We start from the raw sequence: 21,213 nt of genomic DNA on the forward strand, positions 1-21,213 counted from the left end.
CGACTGTTGACACCCCAGCACTCTGGGAGCGCTCCCATACCCTGTGAGAGGAGTCTTCATGCGAAGGATCGTCCGTGCCATCGCTGCCGCGGGCTTGCTGGTCACGAGCACTTTCGTCGCGACAGCCGGGCCGGCCGGGGCCGACACGACCATCTGCGAGCAGTACGGGTCCACCACCATCCAGGGCCGCTACGTGGTCCAGAACAACCGGTGGGGCACGTCGGCGCAGCAGTGCATCAACGTCACGTCGACCGGCTTCCAGATCACCAGGCAGGACGGCTCGAGCCCCACCAACGGCGCCCCTGTGTCGTACCCGTCGGCGTTCCTCGGCTGCCATTACACCAACTGCTCCCCCGGCTCCACCCTGCCGATGCAGGTGAGCCGGATCCGCAGCGCCACGTCCTCGATCAACTACCGCTACGCCGGTGGCACCTACAACGCCTCGTACGACATCTGGCTCGATCCGACCCCGAAGACCAACGGCGTGAACCAGATGGAGATCATGATCTGGTTCCACCGCCAGGGCTCGATCCAGCCCATCGGCAGCGCCGTCGGCACGACGAACATCGGCGGCCGCACCTGGCAGGTGTGGCGCGGCAGCAACGGGTCCAACAACGTCATCTCGTACCTCGCGCCGTCGCAGATCACGTCGTGGTCGTTCAACGTCATGGACTTCATCAACGACGTGAAGAACCGCGGCGCGATCACCAACTCCTGGTACCTGACCAGCATCCAGGCCGGGTTCGAGCCGTGGAACGGCGGCACCGGCCTGGCGGTCAACAACTTCTCGGCGTCCGTCAGCGGTTGAGTCGCACACCGGAAGTCACTTGCACGTCCTGTTACGGTTACCGCGATGATCACCTACTCGAGCAGATCGGGGGTCCCGTTCACAAAAGGTGCGTGCTGATGCACCACTGGACCGTGAATGGACGCTCTCGCCTCACTTTCTGGTCGGACGTGCGCAAGTTCGCCGTGCCGACATCGATGATCGAGTCCGCGACCGCCCGCCGTGTGGCAGGCGACTGGGCTGGAGCCGCTGCCGCCGCGCGGGTCGAGGTGGATCTGAACCTGCGTGCCGTGGGTCGCACCCACGGCACGCGGTTCGCGGAACTGGTCCGCGCCGATCTCCGCAACCTGGCTCCCGACCTGCTTCGCTGGCACTTTCCGCGAATCAGTCCGGACGGCCTGGTGCGGCCGGGCCTCACCGTTTCCCTGGCTCGCTACCCTCCCCCGGACGGCAACGGCCGCGCGGTGCACCTCGTGGCGCGCACGCCGCCCGCCTGGGCCGCCGCCGGTCAGCGGATCAGCCTCGCGCTGTGGGAACCGTCCGGGCCGCTCGCCGAGGCCGGCCACCATCCCCACCCCCGGCCGGACCGCCGTTTTCGCCTCGACCTGCACCGCCACCTGTGGGACGCGCGCAGGACCGGTGAGCTGCGGGAGCGGTCGGGGGCAGCGCAGTGGCCCACGGGCGACGATCACGACGGCCGCGCCACACACCGGTGGATGGCGGAGGCAGCGCTGCTGCTTCGTGCCGACGGACGTGCGGACGGCGCCGTCACCGTGCGGCTCAGTTCCCGGCGTCGGCTGGTGCTGAACCTGGACGCGCCAAAGGTCCCTCCGCACAAGGACTTGCCGGTCATGCCCGACGCGGCGACCTGGGTGCTGCCCGACCTGGAGCTGCTGCACGCCGGCTTGATCGACGCCGACCGGCTGCACCCGCTGGTCAGGTCGGCGCTCCTGCCGGACCAGCCGGCCGTCGCGGCACGAAGTCCGGACAGCACAGCGAGTTCACGCCTCGTCGACTGTCGTGGTGCCACGCACCGGATCGGTGTCGTGAACGGCGTGCTCGTCGCGCTGGACCACGACCCCGACGAGATCCGCCGCGAGGAGCTGCTGGTCGCGTTGGGCGGCACCGGGTTGCCGTGCCTGCGAGCGATCGACACCGCACACCGGAATCCGGAAGATCTCCTGGACGTCCGTGCCCGGCTGGACCACGGTGACCTCGCTGGTGCGCTCGCCGTCGTGGAAGGCCTGCTCGGACCGGACGCGCTCCTGCTTGACGGGGCGTTGCGCGATGAGCTGGAGACGGCGGTGCGGCGCCAGGTGAGGCACGGGCTGTACCGCGCCGGGCTCGCCCGCGGCGGCCCTGCTCCGTCCACTCGGGACTCCCGCTGCCGCGCTCGTCCGCGCGCCGCGACCTTCCACTGACCCTTCACTCTCACCGCCTGGCCGGCGTACGGCCCCGACTCATGGTGACCAAGAACATGCCTGCTGCGAACGTCCAATGTGGAGCAGTCCCCGCCCGGCCGCTGGACGTGGCCACCGAACTGCTCGCCCTGCTCAACGACACGACCACCGAGCCGCGTGCCGATTCCCAGCTGGAAGCGCTGACGCTGGCCGTGTCCGCCGACCTGCCCGTGCTGCTGTGGGGTGAGCCGGGGATCGGGAAGACCGCGGCCCTCACCCAGCTCGCCGAATCCCTCGAACTGCCGTTGACCACGGTGATCGCCAGCGTGCACGAGCCGTCGGACTTCGCCGGTCTGCCGGTGGTCGGCGATGACCCCGCGACACAAGGGGTTCCGATGGCCCCGCCCGACTGGGCCGTGCGTCTCGTCCGGGACGGCCGCGGCCTGCTGTTCCTGGACGAGCTGTCCACCGCGCCGCCGGCCGTCCAGGCGGCGCTGCTGCGTGTCGTGCTGGAACGCCGGGTCGGCGCCCTGAAGCTTCCTCCGGGTGTCCGCATCGTGGCGGCCGCCAACCCGCGCTCCTCTGCCGCCGACGGCTGGGAGCTGAGCCCGCCGCTCGCCAACCGGTTCGTCCACCTGCAGTGGACCCACGACCACGACGTCGTGGTGCGCGGACTGGGCGGCACCTGGCCGAAGGCGACGCTGCCGCATCGAGATCCCGCGCCGGACGGACCGGGCCCGGCAGCTGTTCACGGTGCCGCTGCAGCGCCGCATCTCCGACGCGAACGCGGAGCTGGTGGAGGACACCGCGGAGACGGCTTTCGGCGCCGTGCCGGTGCGCAAGGCCCGTTTCCGCGACGACAGGTACCCGTACCGGGTGCTTCAGCTCATCTGCACGCAGTACGACCAGGCGCACGAGGTGGTGCGTGGCTGGCTGTTCGGGCTCGGCGTCATTCCCGGCGATCAGGTGCGGATCCGCGCGGGCATGGCGGCCGGACTGCTGAGCCTGCAGGACTTCCCGAGCATCTACCAGACGCTCATCGAACCCTGGGCGGCCATCGGGGACGAGAACGCGCGCTGGGCCGCCGTCGCCGCGCTCACCATTCCCGGGCAGCATCCGGCGCTGTCCCGCGTGGTGTGCGAGGTGCTGAAGAAGTGGAGCCGCAGCAGCGACATGGAGCTGCGCACGACCGCCGCACAGGCGCTGGGCAGCACGTCGGCGATGAGCACCAGGGCGTGCCTGCGCCTGCTGCGGCAGCTCGCCAGGTACGCGGACTGGGGCATCGCCTACGCGGTCGGTGAGAGCGTCACCGACCTGCTGGCGCGCGTGGACGACCGCGGGGCCGTGCTCGGCGCACTCGTGCGGTGGTCGCGGGACGACGAGCACCCCAAGCGCCGCGAGACCGCGCTGCTGGCGGTGCTGATCGCGTCCTCGTACCTCGTCGTGACCGTCGACGGCGGCTCGGAGAAGTGGCCGGCGCTGGTCTGGGAGGCGGAGAACGACGAGGAGCGGCGCGCGCAGATCGTGCGGCTCTACGCCCGGATGCTGCTCACGGCCGAGTTCAACCGGCGCGGCTACCTCGCGCTGCGCGACTGGACGAAGGTCGCGCAGAAGGACCAGTCCATGCGGGAACCGTTGGCACGCCTGCTGTTCGACGTCGGCACGGAGTCCGGCGAACTCGACAGCATCCGCTACTACGTCGAGTACTGGCGCGACGAACACGACGGCCCAGCCGACGCCGCGCGGGCGATCCTGCGGCATTTCAAGCAGAGAGGGGCATGACGTGAACGTTGTGCAGCAGCAGCAAGTCGACCGCGCGAGCCTGCGCAAGCTCAACCCCGTCAGCTCCGGCCACACCTCGATCGTCTACGTCACGAAACGCGGCGAGTACGTGCGGGGCGCCGGCCGGCTCACCATGGGCGAGATCTGGCTGAGCACGCCGAAGGAGCTCTACACCGTCGACGTCGCGCCGCACCAGGACACCTTCACTCTCCACCTGCCCTCGAAGGAGCAGGCGTTCTCGTTCACCGCGGACGTGCGCGTCACGTGGCGCATCGTCGACCCGGTCGCCGCCGTCCGCGCCAAGCTGGACAACCCGGTGCCCGCGGTCGGGCACCACGTGGAGGAACGGCTGCGCGAACACGCCCGCGGCTTCGACGTGGAGAACGCCGTCGACGCCGAGCGTCAGATCAACCTCGACTTCGGCGACCGGGTCATGGCCGTGAACGACGCCGTCCAGGTGCAGCGCTGCACCGTCGTGCTGAAGCTCGACGAGGAGGCCCGCAAGCACATCGCCAGCCGCACCGAGCACCTGCGGGCGATGGAAGCCGCCGAGCGTGAACGGGAGCTCGCCCGCGAGCGGCGCGTGCTGGCGCAGGACGAGGAAGAGCACGACCTGAAGATGAAGAAGAAGCGCATGGACGTCTACGCCAACGCGTTGCGCGAGGACGACCAGAACGTGCTGGCGCTGATGCTCGCCGGTCACGGTGAGGACGCCGCGGCCGTGATCAACCTGATGATGCAGCAGAAGCAGCTCCAGTTCGACGCCGCCCGGGACATGCTCGACAAGCTGCTCAGCGCGAACCTGGTGAACCGCAGGGACGTCGCGTCGATCATGAACAACGCCGGCACCGCGATCGTCAGCGGCGTGCAGGGCGCGAAACCGCTGCTGCCGGCCCCCGAGCCCCGCGACGACGAGGACGACGAATGACCCCGTTCGCCGGACTGCCGCTGGTCGGCGGCCTCGTCGGGCTGCTCGACACCGCGATCGCCCAGCTCGCGTTCCCGTTGTGGCTGCGCAGCACCCTGGAGTTCGTGCTGCTCGCCGTGCTCGGCTACGTCCTGCTCAGGTTCCTCACCAGGCAAGTCCTGCCGTGGGTCGGCTCGCTGCTCGTCACGCCCGTCGTGTGGCTCGTCGACGCGGTGCGGGTCGTCCTGCTGCTGCCGGACCTCGCGGTGGCGCGGCTGGCACGCCGGACGTTCGACCGCATGCCGCCGGAGATCGTGTACGCCTACGGCTCCGTGGTCATGGCCGCGACCGATGGCGTGCAGGAGCTGGCGCGCAAGGCTTTGCCCGCACTGGCGATCACCCGGCGCGCTCACGGGCTGCTGCTCGTGGGGCTGCTCGTCGTGGGGTTCCTGGTGTGGAACAACGCGGAGTGCGGAGCCGGTCCTGAGTGCGTGCCGCCCGTGACGCAGTGGACGACCTCCTTCACCACCTCGCAGCCCTGACCGCCCGGCGCTTTCATCGTCACGAAAGTCCGCTGAAAGCGCCGTGGAAATGCTGGGTCATGTCACCGGCCGGGGAGCCGGAGGACACCGAACAACCCGGAGGCGGTCCAAGAATGATCAAGAAGGCAGCACTCACCCTCGGCGCGTCGCTCGCACTCGCCGCAGGCGGTGCGATGCTGGCCATGCCGGCGGCGCACGCGGACAGCAGCGCCAGCATCCCCGGCGCCAGGGCGACCTTCACCTCGGATGGTGAAATCTTCCGCCTGTACGACACCAGCTGTGACGACAACCCCGTGTACCTCAGGTACAAGGTCAACGGCGGCTCCGAGGAGCGGTTCAACTTCAGTGGTGGCTGCGGTAAGAGCGCCACGTACAACCTGGACCTCGCCGAAGGAGCCAAGGTCGAGTACAAGGCCTGCGTGGACATCCGGCCCGGCATCGACCGGTGCTCGGGCTGGACGACCGACAGGGCCTGACGTACCGGCTCGGCGAAGCGGTTTCGGGAGGACCGCTTCGCCGAGCCGTGGCTCACCGCATTTCGCATTGGTGCAGAGAGATGTCGCTTGCGGCACACCCCGAGGCTCTCCACACTGAGCGGCCGACTCCAGGCCGCGGAAATGCGGATCTCGAACGGGTGGTTCATGTTCGACGTGGTGATTGCCGGATGCGGGCCGACCGGCGCGATGCTGGCGGCCGAGCTCCGGTTGCACGATGTACGCGTACTCGTTCTGGAGAAGGAACCAGAGCCGATGTCGTCGTACGTGCGCATCGTGAGTCTCCACATTCGCAGCATGGAGCTGTTGGCGATGCGCGGACTGCTGGACCGTTTTCTCGAACACGGAAGGCGGCGTCCGGTCGGCGGTGTCTTCGCCGCCATTCCCACACCCGCGCCGGAGAGCCTGGCTTCCGCGTATCTGCTGGGCATTCCGCAGCCGGTCGTCGTCCGTCTGCTCGAAGAACACGCGATCGAACTGGGCGCGCAGGTCCGGCGCGGCTGTGCGATGAGCGGCGGCGAGCAGGACGACGAGGGGGTGACCGTCGTCCTGGCCGGCGGAGAGCGGCTGCGGTCGCGTCACCTCGTCGGCTGTGACGGCGCGCGCAGCACCGTGCGCAAGCTGCTCGGCGTCGGCTTCCCCGGCGAGCCCTCGCGGAACGACACGCTGATGGGCGAGCTGGAAGCCGGTGCGCCGCGGGAGGAGATCGCCGCCGCCGTGAGCCGGATCCGCCAGACCAGCAAGGTGTTCATCTTCGAGCCCTTCGGCGACAAGATCTATCGCGTCGTGCTGCCGTGCGAGGGTGTCAGCGAGGATCGCGCTGAACCTCCCACCCTCGAGGACTTCCAGCAGCAGCTGCGTGCCATCGCCGGAACCGATTTCGGCGTGCACTCCCCTCGCTGGTTGTCCCGCTTCGGCGACGCCACCCGGCTCGCCGAGCGGTATCGGATCGGCCGGGTGCTGCTCGCCGGCGACGCCGCGCACATCCACCCGCCCGCCGGCGGACAGGGCCTGAACCTGGGCGTCCAGGACGCGGTCAACCTCGGCTGGAAGCTGGCCGCGCAGATCCGCGGCTGGGCGCCGGACACCTTGCTGGACACCTACGAGACCGAACGTCACCCGGTCGCGGAAGACGTCCTGAACAACACCCGCGCCCAGGTCGCGCTGCACTCCGCCGAACCGGGTGCGCGGGCCGTGCGCAGGCTGCTCACCGAGCTGATGGACCTCGACGAGGTGAACCGCCACCTGATCGAGAAGATCACCGCGATCGGCATCCGCTACGACTTCGGCGCGGGCCCCGACCTGCTCGGCCGCCGCCTGCACGACGTCGGCCTGACGCGGGGGCGCCTCTACGACCAGCTGCGTCAGGGGCGCGGCCTGGTGCTCGACCGCACCGGACGGCTGACCGCCGAGGGCTGGTCGGACCGGGTCGACCTCATCACGGATCCCGCCGCGGCACTGGACGTTCCGGCCGTCCTGCTGCGCCCCGACGGACACGTGGCGTGGATCGGCGAGCGCCAGCAGGACCTCGACGACCACCTCGCCCGCTGGTTCGGCGAGCCGGCGGCCGCCTGAACCCCCTGACCTGTGCGCAGGTGCCAAGAGGCGGAGGATCGGAGAGGGAGGCCCTTCGACCGAGTGGAGGTGGCACGCGGTGGGCGACGACTGGGTGTTCGGCTTCGGGCCCAACTCGTTCGAGGACTTGGTCGGAAAGCTGTTCGGAGGGCTGGGCCAGCCCCAGTCCGCGACGCGGCGCACGGACCACTTCGGCCGCGACCTCACCGCCGCGGCACGGGACGGCCTGCTCGATCCGGTGATCGGCCGGGAGGACGTCATCGACGAGGTGCTGGAGGTGTTGTCGCGGCGCACCAAGAACAACCCCGTCCTGATCGGCGATCCGGGAGTGGGCAAGACCGCCATCGTCGAGGGCATCGCGGCACGGATCGCGAGCGGCGACGTGCCCGCCACGCTGAGCGGCAGGCGGCTGATCTCGCTGGACCTCGCGGGCATGGTCGCCGGCGCGAAGTACCGGGGCGAGTTCGAGGAACGGCTGCAGAGCGTCGTCGAGGAGGTGGCCGCGACCAACCGGATGGTGGTCCTGTTCATCGACGAGCTGCACACCGTGGTGGGCGCGGGCAGTGCCGAGGGCGCGCCGATGGACGCCGCGAACATGCTCAAACCCGTGCTCACGACCGGACGGCTGCAGGTCATCGGCGCCACCACGGCCGAGGACTACCGGCGGCACGTCGCGAAGGACGCCGCGCTGGAGCGGCGGTTCCAGCCGATCCTGGTCGCCGAACCGTCGGCGGACGAGGCCATCGCCATCCTCCGCGGCCTGCGTCACCGTTACGAGATGCACCACGGCGTGCGCATCACGGACGAGGCGATCGTGTCCGCCGTGGAGCTGTCGGCCCGCTACGTCACCGACCGGTTCCTGCCGGACAAGGCCGTCGACCTGGTGGACCGGGCGGGTGCGCGGGTCCGTTTGCGGGAGAAGTCGGCCATGCCACCGGATCCGGTGCGGCTGGAGCAGCGGGTGAGACGGCTGGAACGCGAAAGGGCCGCCGCGGAGGGTGAGGACGCGTCGTTCCTCGACGCCGAGCTCGACCGCGCGGTCGCCGACCTGGAGGCCGCTCGCGCCGCACTGGCCGACGCGCCGGAGGTCGGGGCGAACGACGTCGCCGAGGTCGTGTCCCGCAGCACGGGCATCCCGGTCGCCCAGCTCACCGAGGCGGAACGGCACCGGTTGCTGCACCTGGAAGAGCACCTGCACCAGCGGATCGTCGGGCAGGACGAGGCGGTGGAGGCGGTCTGCGACGCCGTCCGCCAGGGCCGCGCGGGCCTCAAGCACCCGCACCGGCCCGTCGGCTCGTTCCTGTTCCTGGGTCCGACCGGGGTGGGCAAGACGGAGGTCGCCCGAGCGCTGGCCGAGGCGCTCTTCGGTTCGCAGGACCGGCTGATCCGGTTCGACATGAGCGAGTTCTCCCAGCAGCACACGGTCACGCGGCTGATCGGCGCGCCACCGGGATACGTCGGCTACGAGGACGCCGGTCAGCTCACCGGCGCGGTCCGGCGCGTGCCGTACTCGGTGCTGCTGCTGGACGAGATCGAGAAGGCACACTCCGACGTCTTCAACACCCTGCTGCAGGTGCTCGACGCGGGCAGGCTGACCGACGCGCAGGGACGAACCGCCGACTTCGCCAACGCCGTGATCATCATGACCAGCAACATCGGCGCCGACCAGCTGCTCGCCGCGGCCACCTCGGGTGTCCCGGTCGAGCAGCTGCGAGGGCCGTTGATGGCCACGGTCCGCCGCTACTTCCGCCCGGAGTTCCTCAACCGCCTGGACGAGATCATCCTGTTCCGCGGGCTGGACGCCGGGCAGCTGCGGCAGATCACCGCGCTGCTGCTCGAACGCACCCGCCAGCGGCTGCGCGACCAGAACATCACGCTGGAAGTGGACGAAGAAGCCATCGACTGGCTCGCGTCACGCGGCTACGTCCCCGAGTACGGCGCCCGTCCGTTGCGCCGCACGATCGGCAGGGAGCTCGACCGGCGCCTGTCCCGCGCGCTGCTCGCGGGCGAGTTGCGCGGCGGGCAGCACGTCGCCGTCACGGTCACCGAGTCGGACCTGACCCTGACCATCACCGATGGTTGACCCTCACACGGTGAGAGGGACGAGGATGTCGGCCGTGATGATCGAGAACGTCTCGTTCCCCGCCGGCGTGCACTGCGAGACCACCGCGCTCGGCGCCCTGCTGCGCCACGAGGGCCTGGAGGTCTCCGAACCGATGCTGTTCGGCCTCGGCGAAGGTCTGGGCTTCGTCTACTGGGACGCCAGGAACATGGACTTCCCGTTCCTCGGCGGCCGCGTCAAACCAGCCGCCCTCACCCGGACCGCGGCCGACCGGCTGGGCCTGACGCTGCACGTCCAGGAGACCGCCTCGCCGCGCAAGGCCTGGCAGAACGTTGCCACCTCCCTCGCGGCGGGACGCCCGGTCGGTCTGCAGCTGGACTCGTACCACCTGGACTACTTCACCACGAAGGTTCATTTCGGCGGTCACTTCGTCGCGATGTACGGCTATGACGACACCCACGCCCATCTCGTCGACACCGCTCAGCAGGGCGGCTCCGTGACGACCACGCTCACGAGCCTGGAACGGGCCCGCGGCGAGCGCGGACCGATGACCGCGCGCAACCTCTCGTACACCGTCGTTCCTACTCGTCGGCCTGATCTGGGCAACGCCATCCGGCAGGCGATCTCCAACAACGCGCACGCGTTCCTCAACCCGCCCATCTCCAACCTCGGCCACCGCGGCATCAGCAAGGCGGCCCGGCAGGTGACGCGGTGGCTCGACCGTTCCACCGACCCGTCCCGCGACCTCCCGCTGGCCGCGATGCTGATGGAACGCGGCGGCACCGGCGGTTCGCTGTTCCGCGCCATGTACCGCGACTTCCTCGCCGAAGCGACCGCGATCGTCGACGACGACAACCTCCGCCGCGGCCACGAGCTGTACGCCGGGATCGCCCCGCGGTGGACCGAGGTCGCGGACCGCGTCACGGCCGCGGGAGAAACCGGCGACACCGATCACCTGGCCCGTGCCTCGGCGATCCTCACCGAGCTCGCGGAGTCCGAACGTCACGCCATGCAGGTCCTGAGCGGCATGGCGCCGCAGCGCCGAGCGGGGTCGTGATCGAGAATCACCGGTGTGCCGAACCTCGACCACACCCGGCTGCTGGCGTCCGGGAGCGCCGGCTGCCCGGTCACCGAACTGGTGATCCCTGCACTGTTGCTGCGCGCGCCTGAAGCGGAGTGGTCAGAGCTCGTCCACATCTACGTGCCCCACGGCCCCACCGTCGCCTTCAGCGGCCGTGACCTCCGCTCGCCCGGCATCGCCGAGGCCACCGAGGTGGCTCACGCGGCGGGGTTCGAGACGGTGGTCCGTTCACCGGGCGGGCGCATGGTCGCCTACGACAGCGGCGCCGTCGTGATCGACCACCTCGACCGCACCACCGGCATCCGCCACGCGGGCAGCTCGACCTTCGCCGCGAACGCCGGGAGCCACGTCCAGGTGCTGCGCGGACTCGCCGACATCGACGCCCGCGTCGGCGAGGTCGACGGCGAGTACTGCCCCGGCGAGTTCAGCATCAACGTCGGCGGCGTCGCGAAGGTCGTGGGCTCGGCGCAACGCGTCACCGCCACCGGTTCCCTGTTCAGCACGGTGGTGCAGGTCGCCGTCTCGGACCGGGTGCGCGCCGTGATCACGGACGTGTCCGAGGCGCTCGGCTACGACCTGCGGGCTGGTTCCATCGCGGGCCTGGCCGACTACGCGCCCTCGCTGACCGCCGGTGAGGTCGCCTTGGCGTTCGCGGCGGACTACCGCGACCGGCTCGGCCTGACCGACGGACCGCTGCCGGCTGAGGTGGTCGCGCACGCGTCGACCGTCACGCCTGGCGCCTCGCCCTTCCACGTGGACGACTGGACGCGGGCGAACCCGGTCGGCGCGGGTCAGGGGTAGTAGCCCTCGACCGGCACCTTCGCCTCGTCGTAGAGGTGCGGTCCGTCGGTGGGCACCGCAGCGAACCCACCGGACGTCTTCAGCCCGTTCAGCTGGCTGCCCGACAGCGCGAACACCACCTGCCCGATGCCTGACCGCGCCAACGCGCCCGCGCACATCCCGCACGGTTCGCAGCTCGTGTACATCGTGGTCCCGGCGGCGGTCTCCGGATCCAGCGACCGGGCCGCCCAGCGGGCCAGCTTCAGCTCGGGGTGGGCGGTGATGTCGTTGTCGGTCAGGCTGGAGTTGCGCTCCTCGGCGAGCACGGCGCCGTCCGGTCCGACGAGCAGCGACCCGAACGGCGGGTTGCCGCCTGCCCGCGCCTCCGCCGCCAGCGCGATGGCCCGTCGCAGATGTTCTTCGTTCACCGGAACTCCTTCCGCACCGCGGCCAGCGCGTGCCAGGCGACGTCCGGGTGCCGCGTCTCCTCCGGATCGCCGACGAACGGGTCGAGGACCACGGCGTGCACTCCGTCGGCGCGCAGTCCTTCGAGGTCCGCCGTGATCTGCTCCACCGTGCCCTCGCCGAGTCGCCGGTCGTCGAGCGGGCGGTCGGTCAGCCTCAGCACGATGCGCGGCGCCAGGGCGGGCACCGGGCATTCCTCAGCGGCAGCGAGATTCTTGAGTCGTGCCAACGATTCTCGCCATCCGGCCGGCGTCTGCCGCAGCGGGTGCCAGGCATCGCCGAGCCGGACCGCGCGACGCAGGCCGCCGTCGCTGTGACCGCCCACCCAGATCGGGATGTGTCCCGCGCGGTAGCCCTCGTCCCGCCACGCCTCGCGCACCGTCGTGATCAGGTCGTCGGTCAGCTTTCCCCTGCGGTGGAACGGAACCCCGAGCGCCGCGAACTCCGCACGCGCCCAGCCGACCCCGACGCCGAGCACGAACCGGTCGCCGCTCAGCTCGGCCAGGTTGGCCGCCATCCGCGCGACCAGCAGCGGATGCCGGTAGGGCGCGATCAGCACGGTCGTGCCGAGGGTGATCCGCTCGGTGACGCCGGCCAGCCACGACAGCGCGGTGAACGGCTCGTAGAACGGTGCCGGGTACTGCTCGGCCACGTCGGGGGTCACCACCACGTGGTCGGACATCATGAGCAGGTCGAAGCCGAGGCCTTCCACGGTCCGCGCCCAGTCGCGCAGCACGGCGGGGCTGGTGCCGGGGCCGAAGTTCGGGACGTTCACGCCGATCAACACGTGATCAAGACTATGAGCCGAACACCTGCCGCAGAAGGGACTGTTCCCGGCATCTGGTGCGGTTCGCCGTGGATTCCACGGTAACTTCGCGGAATGGCCGAGACACTCGACCCGACCGACTGGGCGATCCTCGCCGAGCTGCAGCAGGACGGCCGGATCCCGCTCACGGAGCTCGGCCGCCGGGTGAACCTCAGCGCCTCGGCCGCGACCGAACGCGTCAAGCGGCTGGAGAGTGCCGGTGTCGTCACCGGATATCGCGCCACAGTGGATCTCGGCAAGGTGGGCTACGGCGTCCTGGCCGTGGTGCGGCTGAAGTACCCCGGCAACCAGCACCAGCCGCTGCACCGGCTGCTGGCCGAGCGCACCGAGATCCTGGAGTGCCTGCGCACCACGGGTGAGGACTGCTACACCCTCAAGGTCGCTGCCACGTCGATGCCGCACCTGGAGAAGGTGGTGGACGAACTGATGGCGTTCGGCAGCACCACGACCAGCATCGTCTACAGCCAGAGCCTGGCCTACCGCGGCGTGAGCGCACCGCCTCCAGCGTGATGATCAGTGCTGCTCGTCGCGCAGCGCCTGGGACGCCTCGACGATGATCTCGCGCATCGCCTGTTCCGCCGCGACCGGATCACCGGACTGCACCGCCTGGGCGACGTCGGCGTGCAGGCGGATCGCGACCGGGTTGGGCTTGGCCGGCATGAGGCCGTGGTGCGTGCGGCCGATGAGCACCTCGGACACGACCTCGGTGAGGGCGCCGAACATCTCGTTGCCGGACGCGGCGAGCAGCGTGTGGTGGAACAGCAGGTCGGCCTGCAGGTAGGACTCCAGATCGCCTGACTTGCCGTGCACGGCCATCTCCATGACGGCCTTGGTCAGGTCGCCGCACTGGGCGGGGGTGGCGCGCCGGGCGGCGAGAGCGGCCGCGACCGGTTCGACGCCGCCGCGCAGTTCGCTCAGGGACTCCAGCTGGGCAGCGCGGCCTTCGCCGTCCAGGCGCCAGCGGATGATGCGCGGGTCGAAGACGTTCCACGCCTGTTTCTCGGCCACGGTCACGCCCACGCGGCGGCGGGTGATGAGCACGCCCATGGACTGCAGCACCCGCACGACCTCGCGGATGACCGGACGGGACACGCCGTGCGACTCGGCCAGCTCGTCGATGCGCAGCACCTCGCCGGGCCGCAGCGTGCCGGACGCGATCCGGCGGCCGAGGTCGTCCAGGACGGTTTGGTGCAGCCCCGGTTTGGCCTGCTCAGCGGTTCCCACGAGGCCGAATCCTCTCACGATTGCGTTCGCAAGACCCACCTGAACGATTAAGAACAGGTTATTCAGCTCCAAGGATTGTAAAAGTCAGGTTATTGAGCGACGCTGTGCCGCATCGTCGAAGGGAGCCGGGCAGTGCCGCAGCTGATCGTGGTCATGGGTGTGTCGGGATCGGGCAAGACGACCACGGGCGCCGAGCTCGCCCGCCGGTTGCGGGTGCCGTTCGCCGACGCGGACGAGTTCCACCCGGCTTCGAACATCGCCAAGATGTCGGCCGGCGTGCCGCTGGACGACGCCGACCGCGAGCCCTGGCTGGCCGCGATCGCCCGCTGGCTCGCCGAGCACGCCGACGGTGGCGTGGTCACCTGCTCGGCGTTGAAGCGCGCGTTCCGCGACCGGCTGCGCACCGCCGCGCCTGGCGCGTACTTCGTCCACCTGGCCGGCGACGCCGAGGTGGTGACCGGACGCGTGGCCGCCAGGGCAGATCACTTCATGCCGGTCGCCCTCGTCGCCTCCCAGTTCGCCGCGCTCGAACCGCTCGAACCGGACGAGCGCGGCCTCGTGCTCGATCTCGACCAGCCTGTCGACGTCCTCGTCGACACCTGCCTCACCGCCGCGGAAGGACGCTGACAATGCCCCTCGCTTTGGACACCCTCGCCGCCGGACGGCTCATACCGGCCGCCGTCGTCGGCATCGCGCTGCTGGTGCTGCTGATCACCAAGGTCAGGCTGCACCCGTTCCTCGGCCTGACGGTCGCCTCGCTGGTGGTCGCCGCCATCGCGGGCCTGGGCATGGACAAGGCGCTGGCCGGTTTCGCCAAGGGGTTCGGTGACACCGCCGCGGGCGTCGGCACGCTGATCGCGCTCGGCGCGATGATCGGCAAGCTGCTGGCGGACACCGGCGGTGCGGACGCGATCGTCGACGCCATTATCAGCAGGTCGAGCCGCCGCTCGCTGCCGTGGGCGATGGCCGGGGTGGGCGCGTTGATCGGCTTGCCCATGTTCTTCGAGATCGGCCTGGTGCTGATCATGCCCGTGGTGCTGCTGATCTCCCGCCGGTCCGGTGTGTCGCTCATCCAGCTGGGCATCCCGGCGCTGGCCGGCCTGTCGGCGATGCACGGTCTCGTGCCGCCGCACCCCGGCCCGCTGGTGGCGGTCAACGCGCTGAACGCCGACCTCGGCATCACCCTCGGTCTCGGCGTGCTCATCGCCGTCCCGACCATCGCCATCGCCGGCCCGCTCTTCGCCCGCTACGCCGCCCGGTGGGTCGACGTGCCGGCACCGGAACTGTTCGACAGCACCGAACGCGACGAGGACAGGCCGCGCCCGTCGTTCCGGGTCACGCTGGCAACCGTACTGCTGCCGGTGGTGCTGATGATGGGCAAGGCGCTGGCCGACATCACCGCCGCCAAGGGCAACCCGGTCCGCTCGGTGCTGGACTTCCTCGGCACACCGGTGATCGCGCTGCTGATCGCGGTCGTCGTCTCCATGGTCACGCTCGGCCGCGGCGCGCGGATGTCCGCGAAGGACATCGCCTCCAGCGTCGAGGCGGGACTGCCGCCCATCGCCGGAATCCTGCTCATCGTCGCGGCTGGCGGCGGGTTCAAGCAGACGCTCATCGACACGGGCATCGGCAAGCTCATCGCGGACTGGGTCGCGGGCAGCGGGTTGTCGGTGCTGCTGCTGGCCTGGCTGGTGGCCGTGCTGATCCGGCTCGCGACCGGGTCGGCGACCGTGGCGACGGTGACCGCCTCCGGCATCCTCGCTCCCCTGGTGTCCACGCTGAGCCCGGGAGAGACGTCGCTGCTGGTGCTGGCGATCGGGGCGGGATCGCTGTTCTTCTCCCACGTCAACGACGCCGGGTTCTGGCTCGTGAAGGGCTACTTCGGGCTCAGCGTCAGCCAGAACGTCAAGACCTGGTCGGTCATGGAGACCCTGCTGTCCGTCGTCGGCCTCGTCCTCGTGCTGCTCGTCGACCTGGTGATCTGAGCACCTGCGGCCGGGCCTGGCCTTCAGCGGCCACGCCCGGCCGTCCGGTTCAGGCCGCCGATCTCTCGGCCGTGGTCGGGTCGATGATGGTGGCGACGGGGCGCGCGCTGTCGCACGGGAACCCGCCTGCCGCGGCGTGCTCGGCGACGGTCTCCGCGTCGTCGGCGATGTAGACGCAGTACAGCTTCTCGTCGGTGACGTAGGTGTGCAGCCACTGCGCGCGGCCGGCCATCGCGTCGAGCACGTCGACGGACTTGCGGGAGATCGCCCGCAGTTCTTCCGCGGTGAGCTTGCCGGCGCCGGGCAGCGTGCGCTCGATGACGAACTTGGGCATAATTCTCGTCTCCTCGGGGGATGAGTCGGACGGAACAATGCTCATGCCCGAACCGCAGACAGGCCATGATCGCGGCACCGCCGATCCTGACCGAAACACCGCACTCGCCGCGGCGCTGGACCGGCTGAGCCTCGAAGGCGCGATCTTCTTCCGCTCCGAGTTCACCGAGTGCTGGGCGTACCGCTCCCTCACGCCGGAGGGGATGGCGGAGACTCTGCATCCCGGAGCGCGGCGCCTGATCATCTTTCACATCGTCGCCGCCGGCCGTTGCTGGGTCTCCCCGCACGGTGGTGAGCGGCGCTGGGCGGACCGCGGCGACGTGATCGTGCTGCCGTACGGCGACCAGCACGAGATGGGTGGCCTGCAGGAGGCCGAGGTGGTGCCGATCGAGACGCTGTTCGAGCCGCCGCCGTGGGACTCGTTGCCGATCGTGCGGCACGGGGAGGGCGGGGATCGCACGGACATCGTCTGCGGTTACCTGCACTCCGGCGATCCGTTGTTCGATCCCGGCCTGCGGGCGTTCCCGCCGGTGTTCGTGGTGCGGCCGCCGGAGGGGCCGATGGCGCAGTGGGTGCGGTCGAGCATCGACTACGCGGTGGCGGTCAGCGAGAACTCCCTGCCCACCGGGTCGATCCCGACCCAGCTGCCGGAGCTGCTGCTCGTCGAGGCGGTGCGCCTGCACCTGGCGTCGGCGCCCGCGGCGGACAACGGCTGGATCGCCGCCATCCGCGATCCGGTGCTGGCGCCCGCGCTGGCCCAGCTTCACGCGCACCCCGGGCACAAGTGGACGGTGGCGGAGCTCGCGTCCAGCGCCGCGGTGTCGAGATCCCTTCTGGACGAACGGTTCCGCAAAGTGCTCGGCCGATCGCCGATCCGGTATCTCACCGACTGGCGGATGCACCTCGCGACCGGGCTGCTCGCGACGGCAGACCACGGTGTCGCGGTGATCGCGCGGCGCGTCGGTTACGACGCGGAGGAGGCGTTCAGCCGGGCGTTCAAGCGCGCCACCGGCTCCTCACCGGGCACCTGGCGGGCGGCGAAAACCGCGGTAGCGCGCGAATTGTGAACACCACCAGATCGGCCGCCACCGGTCCCGACCGGCGCAGCACCACAACGGCCTGAACCAACCACCGGTGGCTCTCGCGCTGGGCCACCCGCACGAAATGCGTCGGCACCGGAGTGAATTGTCGTCGACATTTTCAATTACATGTCAAGTGGCATCAGACAATGCCGGTAACGCCGATGTCGGTTTGCCGACTCCATTCGGTCTGGACGATCACTCATCCGAATTGGAGCCGCCATGAGTCATTTACGGCACCGTGTCAGACCGATACTCGCGACCGCCACGTCGCTGGTCCTGCTCGGAGGGCTGGCCGCACCGGCCTCGGCCGCGCCGACGCCGGGCACCGACGTCCTCTACACGCTCGACGCGGATTTCGACCGCGGCACCTTGCAGGACGTCAACCACGACGCGCCGAACAACGACCAGCTCCAGCTCAACCGTTCGACGGTGTTCTTCCCGTACGTCAACGTCGCGGCCTCTGCCCGCGGCACGATGGTGCGCATCGACGTCAACACCGGCCAGATCGTCGGCGAATGGGTGTCCGCGCCGAACGGGCGTGGCCGCAACCCGTCCCGCACCACCGTGGACAAGTTCGGCAGCACGTGGCTGTCCAACCGGGACGAGGGCGTGGGCGGACGCGGCTCGGTCACCCGGATCGCCGTGATCCAGGGCGGCACCCGCGTCAACGCCGACGGCACGCCGAACCCCGCCGGTGACTTCCTCAAGGGTCCCTTCGCCTACAACAAGTGCGAGGACCGCAACCAGGACGGGCTGATCGCCACGAGCCGCGGTCTCGGCGACATCCGCCCGTGGACGAACGCGGGCGGCGCCGACGACAACGGCGGCGTCACGACCGCCGCGGACGAGTGCGTGATCAACTACGCGAGAGTGACCGGCAGCAACACCCGCACGGTCGCCGTCGACGCCCAGAACCGGCTGTGGACCGGTGGCCAGGACCTCGACCACGAGCTGCTCGACGCAGCCGGCCAGCCCACCGGCACGCAGTTCAACGTCGGCTGCGGCGGCTACGGCGGCCTGATCGACAAGGCCGGCACGCTGTGGTCCGCCCGCAACTTCGGCCTGCTGCGCTACGACCCGGCCACCTCCACCCACGCGTGCCTCAACGCGACGCACGGCGACTACGGCCTCGGGATGGACCCGGTCACCGGCGAGATCTGGCACACCAACTTCTCCGGCAACCGGGTCGCCAAGCTCGCACCCGACGGCACCCTGCTCGGCGCGTTCGCCCACGGCAGCCAGAACGCGCAGGGTGTCGCGGTCGACGGCGACGGCAACGTCTGGGTCGCCCACTCGCTGAGCGGCGCGACGACCGTCGGCCACCTGCGAACCGACGGCACGTACGTCGGCAACGTGCCGCTGCCCGGCGGCGTCGGCCCGACGGGCGTCGCCATCGACAGCAACGGCAAGGTGTGGGTGACCAACATCAGCACCAACAACGCCCAGCGCATCGACCCCGACGCCGGTCCGGTCGGCGGTGGCGGCCACCGCGTCGGCGAGGTCGACCTCACCGTCGACCTGGGTGCGGGTGCCGGTCCGTACAACTACAGCGACATGACCGGGTCGGTGCTGGGTGAGATCACCGCACCGCAGGGCACCTGGACGGTCGTGCAGGACGGCGGCCACGCCAACCAGACGTGGGGCACCGTCACCTGGAACACCGAGGCACAGGGCAGCGTGCCGCCGGGCACCTCCATCACCGTGGAGGCGCGCACGTCGAACACCGAGGCCGGACTCGCCGGCCAGCCGTTCACCGCGGTGGCGAACGGGGTGACCTTCGCGCAGACCGGTCGCTACATCGAAGTGAGAGCCACCCTCACCGCCAACGCGACGGGCGACAGCCCGGTGCTGTCCGACCTGAGGATCCGGACCGCGGAACGCACCGGCGTGTTCTCCTGCCAGGCCACCGCGCTCAACCTCGCGGGCATCATCTCGACGAGAGCGAACCCGCAGGACGTGCCGTGCGTGGACGACCACGAGACGCTCGCGAACGTCCAGCTGAACGCCGGCATTCTGACCGTGCGGGCGAACACCCTCGACGCACGGACCGACCAGACGCCGGACGACCTGACCGGCACCCCGCCCGCGACGACCGACCTCGCCACCGCACGGGCGCGCATCGAACAGACCCGCGTGACCAGCGGCCTGCTGACGATCGAGCTCGGCGTGATCGAGTCGAACGCCTCGGTCACCTGTGTGCCGGGCCCCGGCGGCCTGGTGCCGCAGTTCGCGGGCTCGTCGACCATCGCCAGCCTGAAGATCAACGGGTTGACGGTGACCGTGGGCAGCGCTCCCCTGACCATCCCGCTGCTGATCGGCTCGCTGCGGCTGAACAGCACCACGACCACGGCGACCAGCGTCGTGCAGCAGGCGGTCGTGGTGGACACTCCGCTGACCGACGTCGTGATCGGTGAGGCCAAGGCCAACGTGGAGGCCAAGCCCGGCCACCCCGGCGGCTCGCCCTGCCAGGTCTGAGCTGAAGGGCGCGGGTGGTCGTGGCGACCACCCGCGCTCGCTCACCTTGGCGCGTGAGGGTTGCGCCCCGAAAGCCCACCCACCTTGCACGGACCGTTCGACGCGTCACGGCAGACCACGACGCCCATGTACGTGATCGAGTCGCCGCTGATCGACCACGTCAGGTTGTTGTACTTCGTGTTGTCCTCCTTGTCGCAGCCGGAGTAGTCGTACCGGCGCGTCGGCGTCGTGTCGGGACGCATCGACCCGTTGTAGAACAGGAAGTACGCGTAGACCGGCTTGGCGTCACAGCCCCAGTCGGACACGATCAGGTCGATGTTCCCCACCGAGCTGGGCCCGGTCCAGTCGAACGTCGCCCCGGCGTACCCGTAGTCCTGTCCCGAGTAGATGAACTCCTGCTCGGCGGCACCGGCCGCGGGCGTGTGCAGGACGGCCGCCGAGAGCGCGACCACGGCGGTGGCCGCGACCCGGCTGATGATCTTGCTGAAGCTTCTCGAACCCATGGCGCGGGAAGCTAACAGCGCTCGCGTCACCCGAAAAAGCTATTGCACCTCAACGCAATACCTCGCCAGCGCAAGCGCCATCGGTCTTACTCGTTGGGGCCGCTTGGTCTCTAGACAGGCTATCTCCAGGGGCCAAACGAGTGGTATCGCCAACCAGGGTAATTGTGATCTTCATCTTGTCGCTAATCTCGGTTGCGGCACTTCCGGCTTTCGTCGGCCGGAATGACCCAAAGGGGGATGAACCTTGATTGCCCGAAATATTTTCCGCTTGTGTGTCACCGTCATGGTCGGGGCCTCATTGATCACCGGGGTGACAGCTGCGGCGTCTGCAGGGCCTTTGCCGGTCGAAAGTCCTGCCGCCGCACCTGTCCTGCACAAGTACCTTCACTTCAACATGTGTGGAAGCAAGTGCATGGGTGGCGACCTCAACGTGGCCGATGACGTGATCAACTCCGTCAACGGCAGCAGTCCGCAGCCCTTTGCGGTGACGCTCAACGAGGTCTGCAGAAACCAGTACAACCACATGTTCTCTTCTCTCACCCCCTACTACGGCCGGTTCGAGGTGACGGTTCCAGGGGCGTGTAAAAATGGTCAGGACTACGGGATCGCGGTCCTGGTTCGCACTGCGCAGTACACCTTCCACAACGCCTGGACCCTCCCCGGTGGCTACGAGCAGCGCAAGATGGTGTGCATACGCACGGCGGACACAGGGGGTGGCTCGCAACCACTGATCGCCTGCTCCACACACATCGACTACCACAGTGAGGTGATCTCACCAACGGAGATTCTCGCGCTGAACGCCTGACGTGCGCGGGAGCGCGTGGCCGTGCGTCGCGACGGGTTGCAGGGCCTGGAAGAAGAAGGACGGGGAGTCCTGGTAGGACTGGATTTGCGAAGATCAAGTCCGAAC

At 69.7% G+C, this 21,213-nt stretch carries 21 protein-coding genes and 1 pseudogene; 17 read left to right on the forward strand and 5 right to left on the reverse strand.

The features are described from left to right. Nucleotides 1–58 precede the first annotated feature (58 nt). The 11 genes and pseudogenes from ABFX45_RS41380 (at nucleotide 59) to ABFX45_RS41430 (ending at nucleotide 11,431) form a co-directional block, all read left to right on the forward strand. Complete coding sequence (locus tag ABFX45_RS41380) at nucleotides 59–808, forward strand: GH12 family glycosyl hydrolase domain-containing protein (RefSeq protein WP_109641463.1); 750 nt, start codon at nucleotides 59–61, stop codon at nucleotides 806–808. Nucleotides 809–906: 98 nt separating this feature from the next. Then, a complete protein-coding gene (locus tag ABFX45_RS41385) occupies nucleotides 907–2,208 on the forward strand; it encodes a hypothetical protein (RefSeq protein ID WP_346136400.1) in 1,302 nt (433 codons plus the stop codon). Nucleotides 2,209–2,264: 56 nt separating this feature from the next. Continuing rightward, nucleotides 2,265–2,804 (forward strand): annotated as a pseudogene (locus tag ABFX45_RS41390) (AAA family ATPase); the annotation flags it as partial. 136 nt (nucleotides 2,805–2,940) lie between these two features. Then, nucleotides 2,941–3,969 (forward strand): hypothetical protein, encoded by a 1,029-nt coding sequence (locus ABFX45_RS41395; protein ID WP_346136425.1) that lies wholly within the window; start codon nucleotides 2,941–2,943, stop codon nucleotides 3,967–3,969. A 1-nt stretch (nucleotide 3,970) separates the two neighbouring features. Next, on the forward strand, nucleotides 3,971–4,897 hold the full coding sequence (locus ABFX45_RS41400; protein ID WP_346136402.1) for an SPFH domain-containing protein: 927 nt from the start codon (nucleotides 3,971–3,973) through the stop codon (nucleotides 4,895–4,897). Continuing rightward, nucleotides 4,894–5,418, forward strand: a complete 525-nt coding sequence (locus ABFX45_RS41405; protein WP_346136404.1) for a hypothetical protein — start codon at nucleotides 4,894–4,896, stop codon at nucleotides 5,416–5,418. The genes ABFX45_RS41400 and ABFX45_RS41405 overlap by 4 nt, the downstream gene beginning before the upstream one ends. 113 nt (nucleotides 5,419–5,531) lie before the next feature. After that, nucleotides 5,532–5,894 carry a hypothetical protein gene (locus ABFX45_RS41410; RefSeq protein WP_109641457.1) on the forward strand — a complete coding sequence of 121 codons (363 nt, stop codon included), beginning with the start codon at nucleotides 5,532–5,534 and terminating at the stop codon, nucleotides 5,892–5,894. 165 nt (nucleotides 5,895–6,059) lie between these two features. Next, entirely contained in the window at nucleotides 6,060–7,487 is a 1,428-nt protein-coding gene (locus ABFX45_RS41415) for an FAD-dependent monooxygenase (protein WP_346136423.1), read from the forward strand. A gap of 79 nt (nucleotides 7,488–7,566) precedes the next feature. Continuing rightward, nucleotides 7,567–9,570: an ATP-dependent Clp protease ATP-binding subunit gene (locus ABFX45_RS41420; RefSeq protein ID WP_233440191.1), complete on the forward strand. Its 2,004-nt coding sequence runs from the start codon at nucleotides 7,567–7,569 to the stop codon at nucleotides 9,568–9,570. Between the two features lie 10 nt (nucleotides 9,571–9,580). Next, the gene (locus ABFX45_RS41425) at nucleotides 9,581–10,606 is read left to right on the forward strand and encodes a BtrH N-terminal domain-containing protein (RefSeq protein WP_233440190.1); all 1,026 of its coding nucleotides are present in this window, start codon (nucleotides 9,581–9,583) and stop codon (nucleotides 10,604–10,606) included. A 15-nt stretch (nucleotides 10,607–10,621) separates the two neighbouring features. Further along, entirely contained in the window at nucleotides 10,622–11,431 is an 810-nt protein-coding gene (locus ABFX45_RS41430; RefSeq protein WP_346136407.1) for a hypothetical protein, read from the forward strand. On the opposite strand, the gene ABFX45_RS41435 is transcribed toward ABFX45_RS41430, so the two are convergent. Next, a complete protein-coding gene (locus ABFX45_RS41435) occupies nucleotides 11,422–11,838 on the reverse strand; it encodes a nucleoside deaminase (protein ID WP_233440189.1) in 417 nt (138 codons plus the stop codon). The two genes, ABFX45_RS41430 and ABFX45_RS41435, sit on opposite strands and share 10 nt — an antisense overlap. Further along, the gene (locus tag ABFX45_RS41440) at nucleotides 11,835–12,662 is read right to left on the reverse strand and encodes an LLM class flavin-dependent oxidoreductase (RefSeq protein ID WP_112227409.1); all 828 of its coding nucleotides are present in this window, start codon (nucleotides 12,660–12,662) and stop codon (nucleotides 11,835–11,837) included. The genes ABFX45_RS41435 and ABFX45_RS41440 overlap by 4 nt, the downstream gene beginning before the upstream one ends. A gap of 93 nt (nucleotides 12,663–12,755) precedes the next feature. On the opposite strand from ABFX45_RS41440, the gene ABFX45_RS41445 reads away from it, so the two are divergent. Next, nucleotides 12,756–13,211 carry an Lrp/AsnC family transcriptional regulator gene (locus tag ABFX45_RS41445; RefSeq protein WP_346136410.1) on the forward strand — a complete coding sequence of 152 codons (456 nt, stop codon included), beginning with the start codon at nucleotides 12,756–12,758 and terminating at the stop codon, nucleotides 13,209–13,211. A gap of 3 nt (nucleotides 13,212–13,214) precedes the next feature. Here ABFX45_RS41445 and ABFX45_RS41450 read toward each other — a convergent pair whose 3' ends face one another. Then, nucleotides 13,215–13,925 (reverse strand): FadR/GntR family transcriptional regulator, encoded by a 711-nt coding sequence (locus ABFX45_RS41450; RefSeq protein WP_233440188.1) that lies wholly within the window; start codon nucleotides 13,923–13,925, stop codon nucleotides 13,215–13,217. A gap of 153 nt (nucleotides 13,926–14,078) precedes the next feature. On the opposite strand from ABFX45_RS41450, the gene ABFX45_RS41455 reads away from it, so the two are divergent. Together ABFX45_RS41455 and ABFX45_RS41460 are read left to right on the forward strand one after the other, a co-directional pair. Continuing rightward, complete coding sequence (locus ABFX45_RS41455; protein ID WP_428834287.1) at nucleotides 14,079–14,552, forward strand: gluconokinase; 474 nt, start codon at nucleotides 14,079–14,081, stop codon at nucleotides 14,550–14,552. A 2-nt stretch (nucleotides 14,553–14,554) separates the two neighbouring features. Continuing rightward, a complete protein-coding gene (locus ABFX45_RS41460; RefSeq protein ID WP_109641450.1) occupies nucleotides 14,555–15,910 on the forward strand; it encodes a GntP family permease in 1,356 nt (451 codons plus the stop codon). Between the two features lie 49 nt (nucleotides 15,911–15,959). On the opposite strand, the gene ABFX45_RS41465 is transcribed toward ABFX45_RS41460, so the two are convergent. Further along, a complete protein-coding gene (locus ABFX45_RS41465; RefSeq protein WP_112227405.1) occupies nucleotides 15,960–16,244 on the reverse strand; it encodes a DUF4242 domain-containing protein in 285 nt (94 codons plus the stop codon). Between the two features lie 43 nt (nucleotides 16,245–16,287). On the opposite strand from ABFX45_RS41465, the gene ABFX45_RS41470 reads away from it, so the two are divergent. Continuing rightward, nucleotides 16,288–17,310 carry an AraC family transcriptional regulator gene (locus ABFX45_RS41470; protein ID WP_346136415.1) on the forward strand — a complete coding sequence of 341 codons (1,023 nt, stop codon included), beginning with the start codon at nucleotides 16,288–16,290 and terminating at the stop codon, nucleotides 17,308–17,310. Nucleotides 17,311–17,544: 234 nt separating this feature from the next. After that, nucleotides 17,545–19,800 carry a hypothetical protein gene (locus tag ABFX45_RS41475; RefSeq protein WP_211337715.1) on the forward strand — a complete coding sequence of 752 codons (2,256 nt, stop codon included), beginning with the start codon at nucleotides 17,545–17,547 and terminating at the stop codon, nucleotides 19,798–19,800. A gap of 41 nt (nucleotides 19,801–19,841) precedes the next feature. On the opposite strand, the gene ABFX45_RS41480 is transcribed toward ABFX45_RS41475, so the two are convergent. Beyond that, a complete protein-coding gene (locus tag ABFX45_RS41480; protein ID WP_346136417.1) occupies nucleotides 19,842–20,303 on the reverse strand; it encodes a hypothetical protein in 462 nt (153 codons plus the stop codon). A 244-nt stretch (nucleotides 20,304–20,547) separates the two neighbouring features. On the opposite strand from ABFX45_RS41480, the gene ABFX45_RS41485 reads away from it, so the two are divergent. Continuing rightward, nucleotides 20,548–21,108 carry a hypothetical protein gene (locus ABFX45_RS41485; protein ID WP_346136419.1) on the forward strand — a complete coding sequence of 187 codons (561 nt, stop codon included), beginning with the start codon at nucleotides 20,548–20,550 and terminating at the stop codon, nucleotides 21,106–21,108. Nucleotides 21,109–21,213 lie beyond the last annotated feature (105 nt).

Source organism: Lentzea roselyniae (assembly GCF_039537795.1).
In the GTDB taxonomy this organism is placed as follows: domain Bacteria; phylum Actinomycetota; class Actinomycetes; order Mycobacteriales; family Pseudonocardiaceae; genus Lentzea; species Lentzea atacamensis.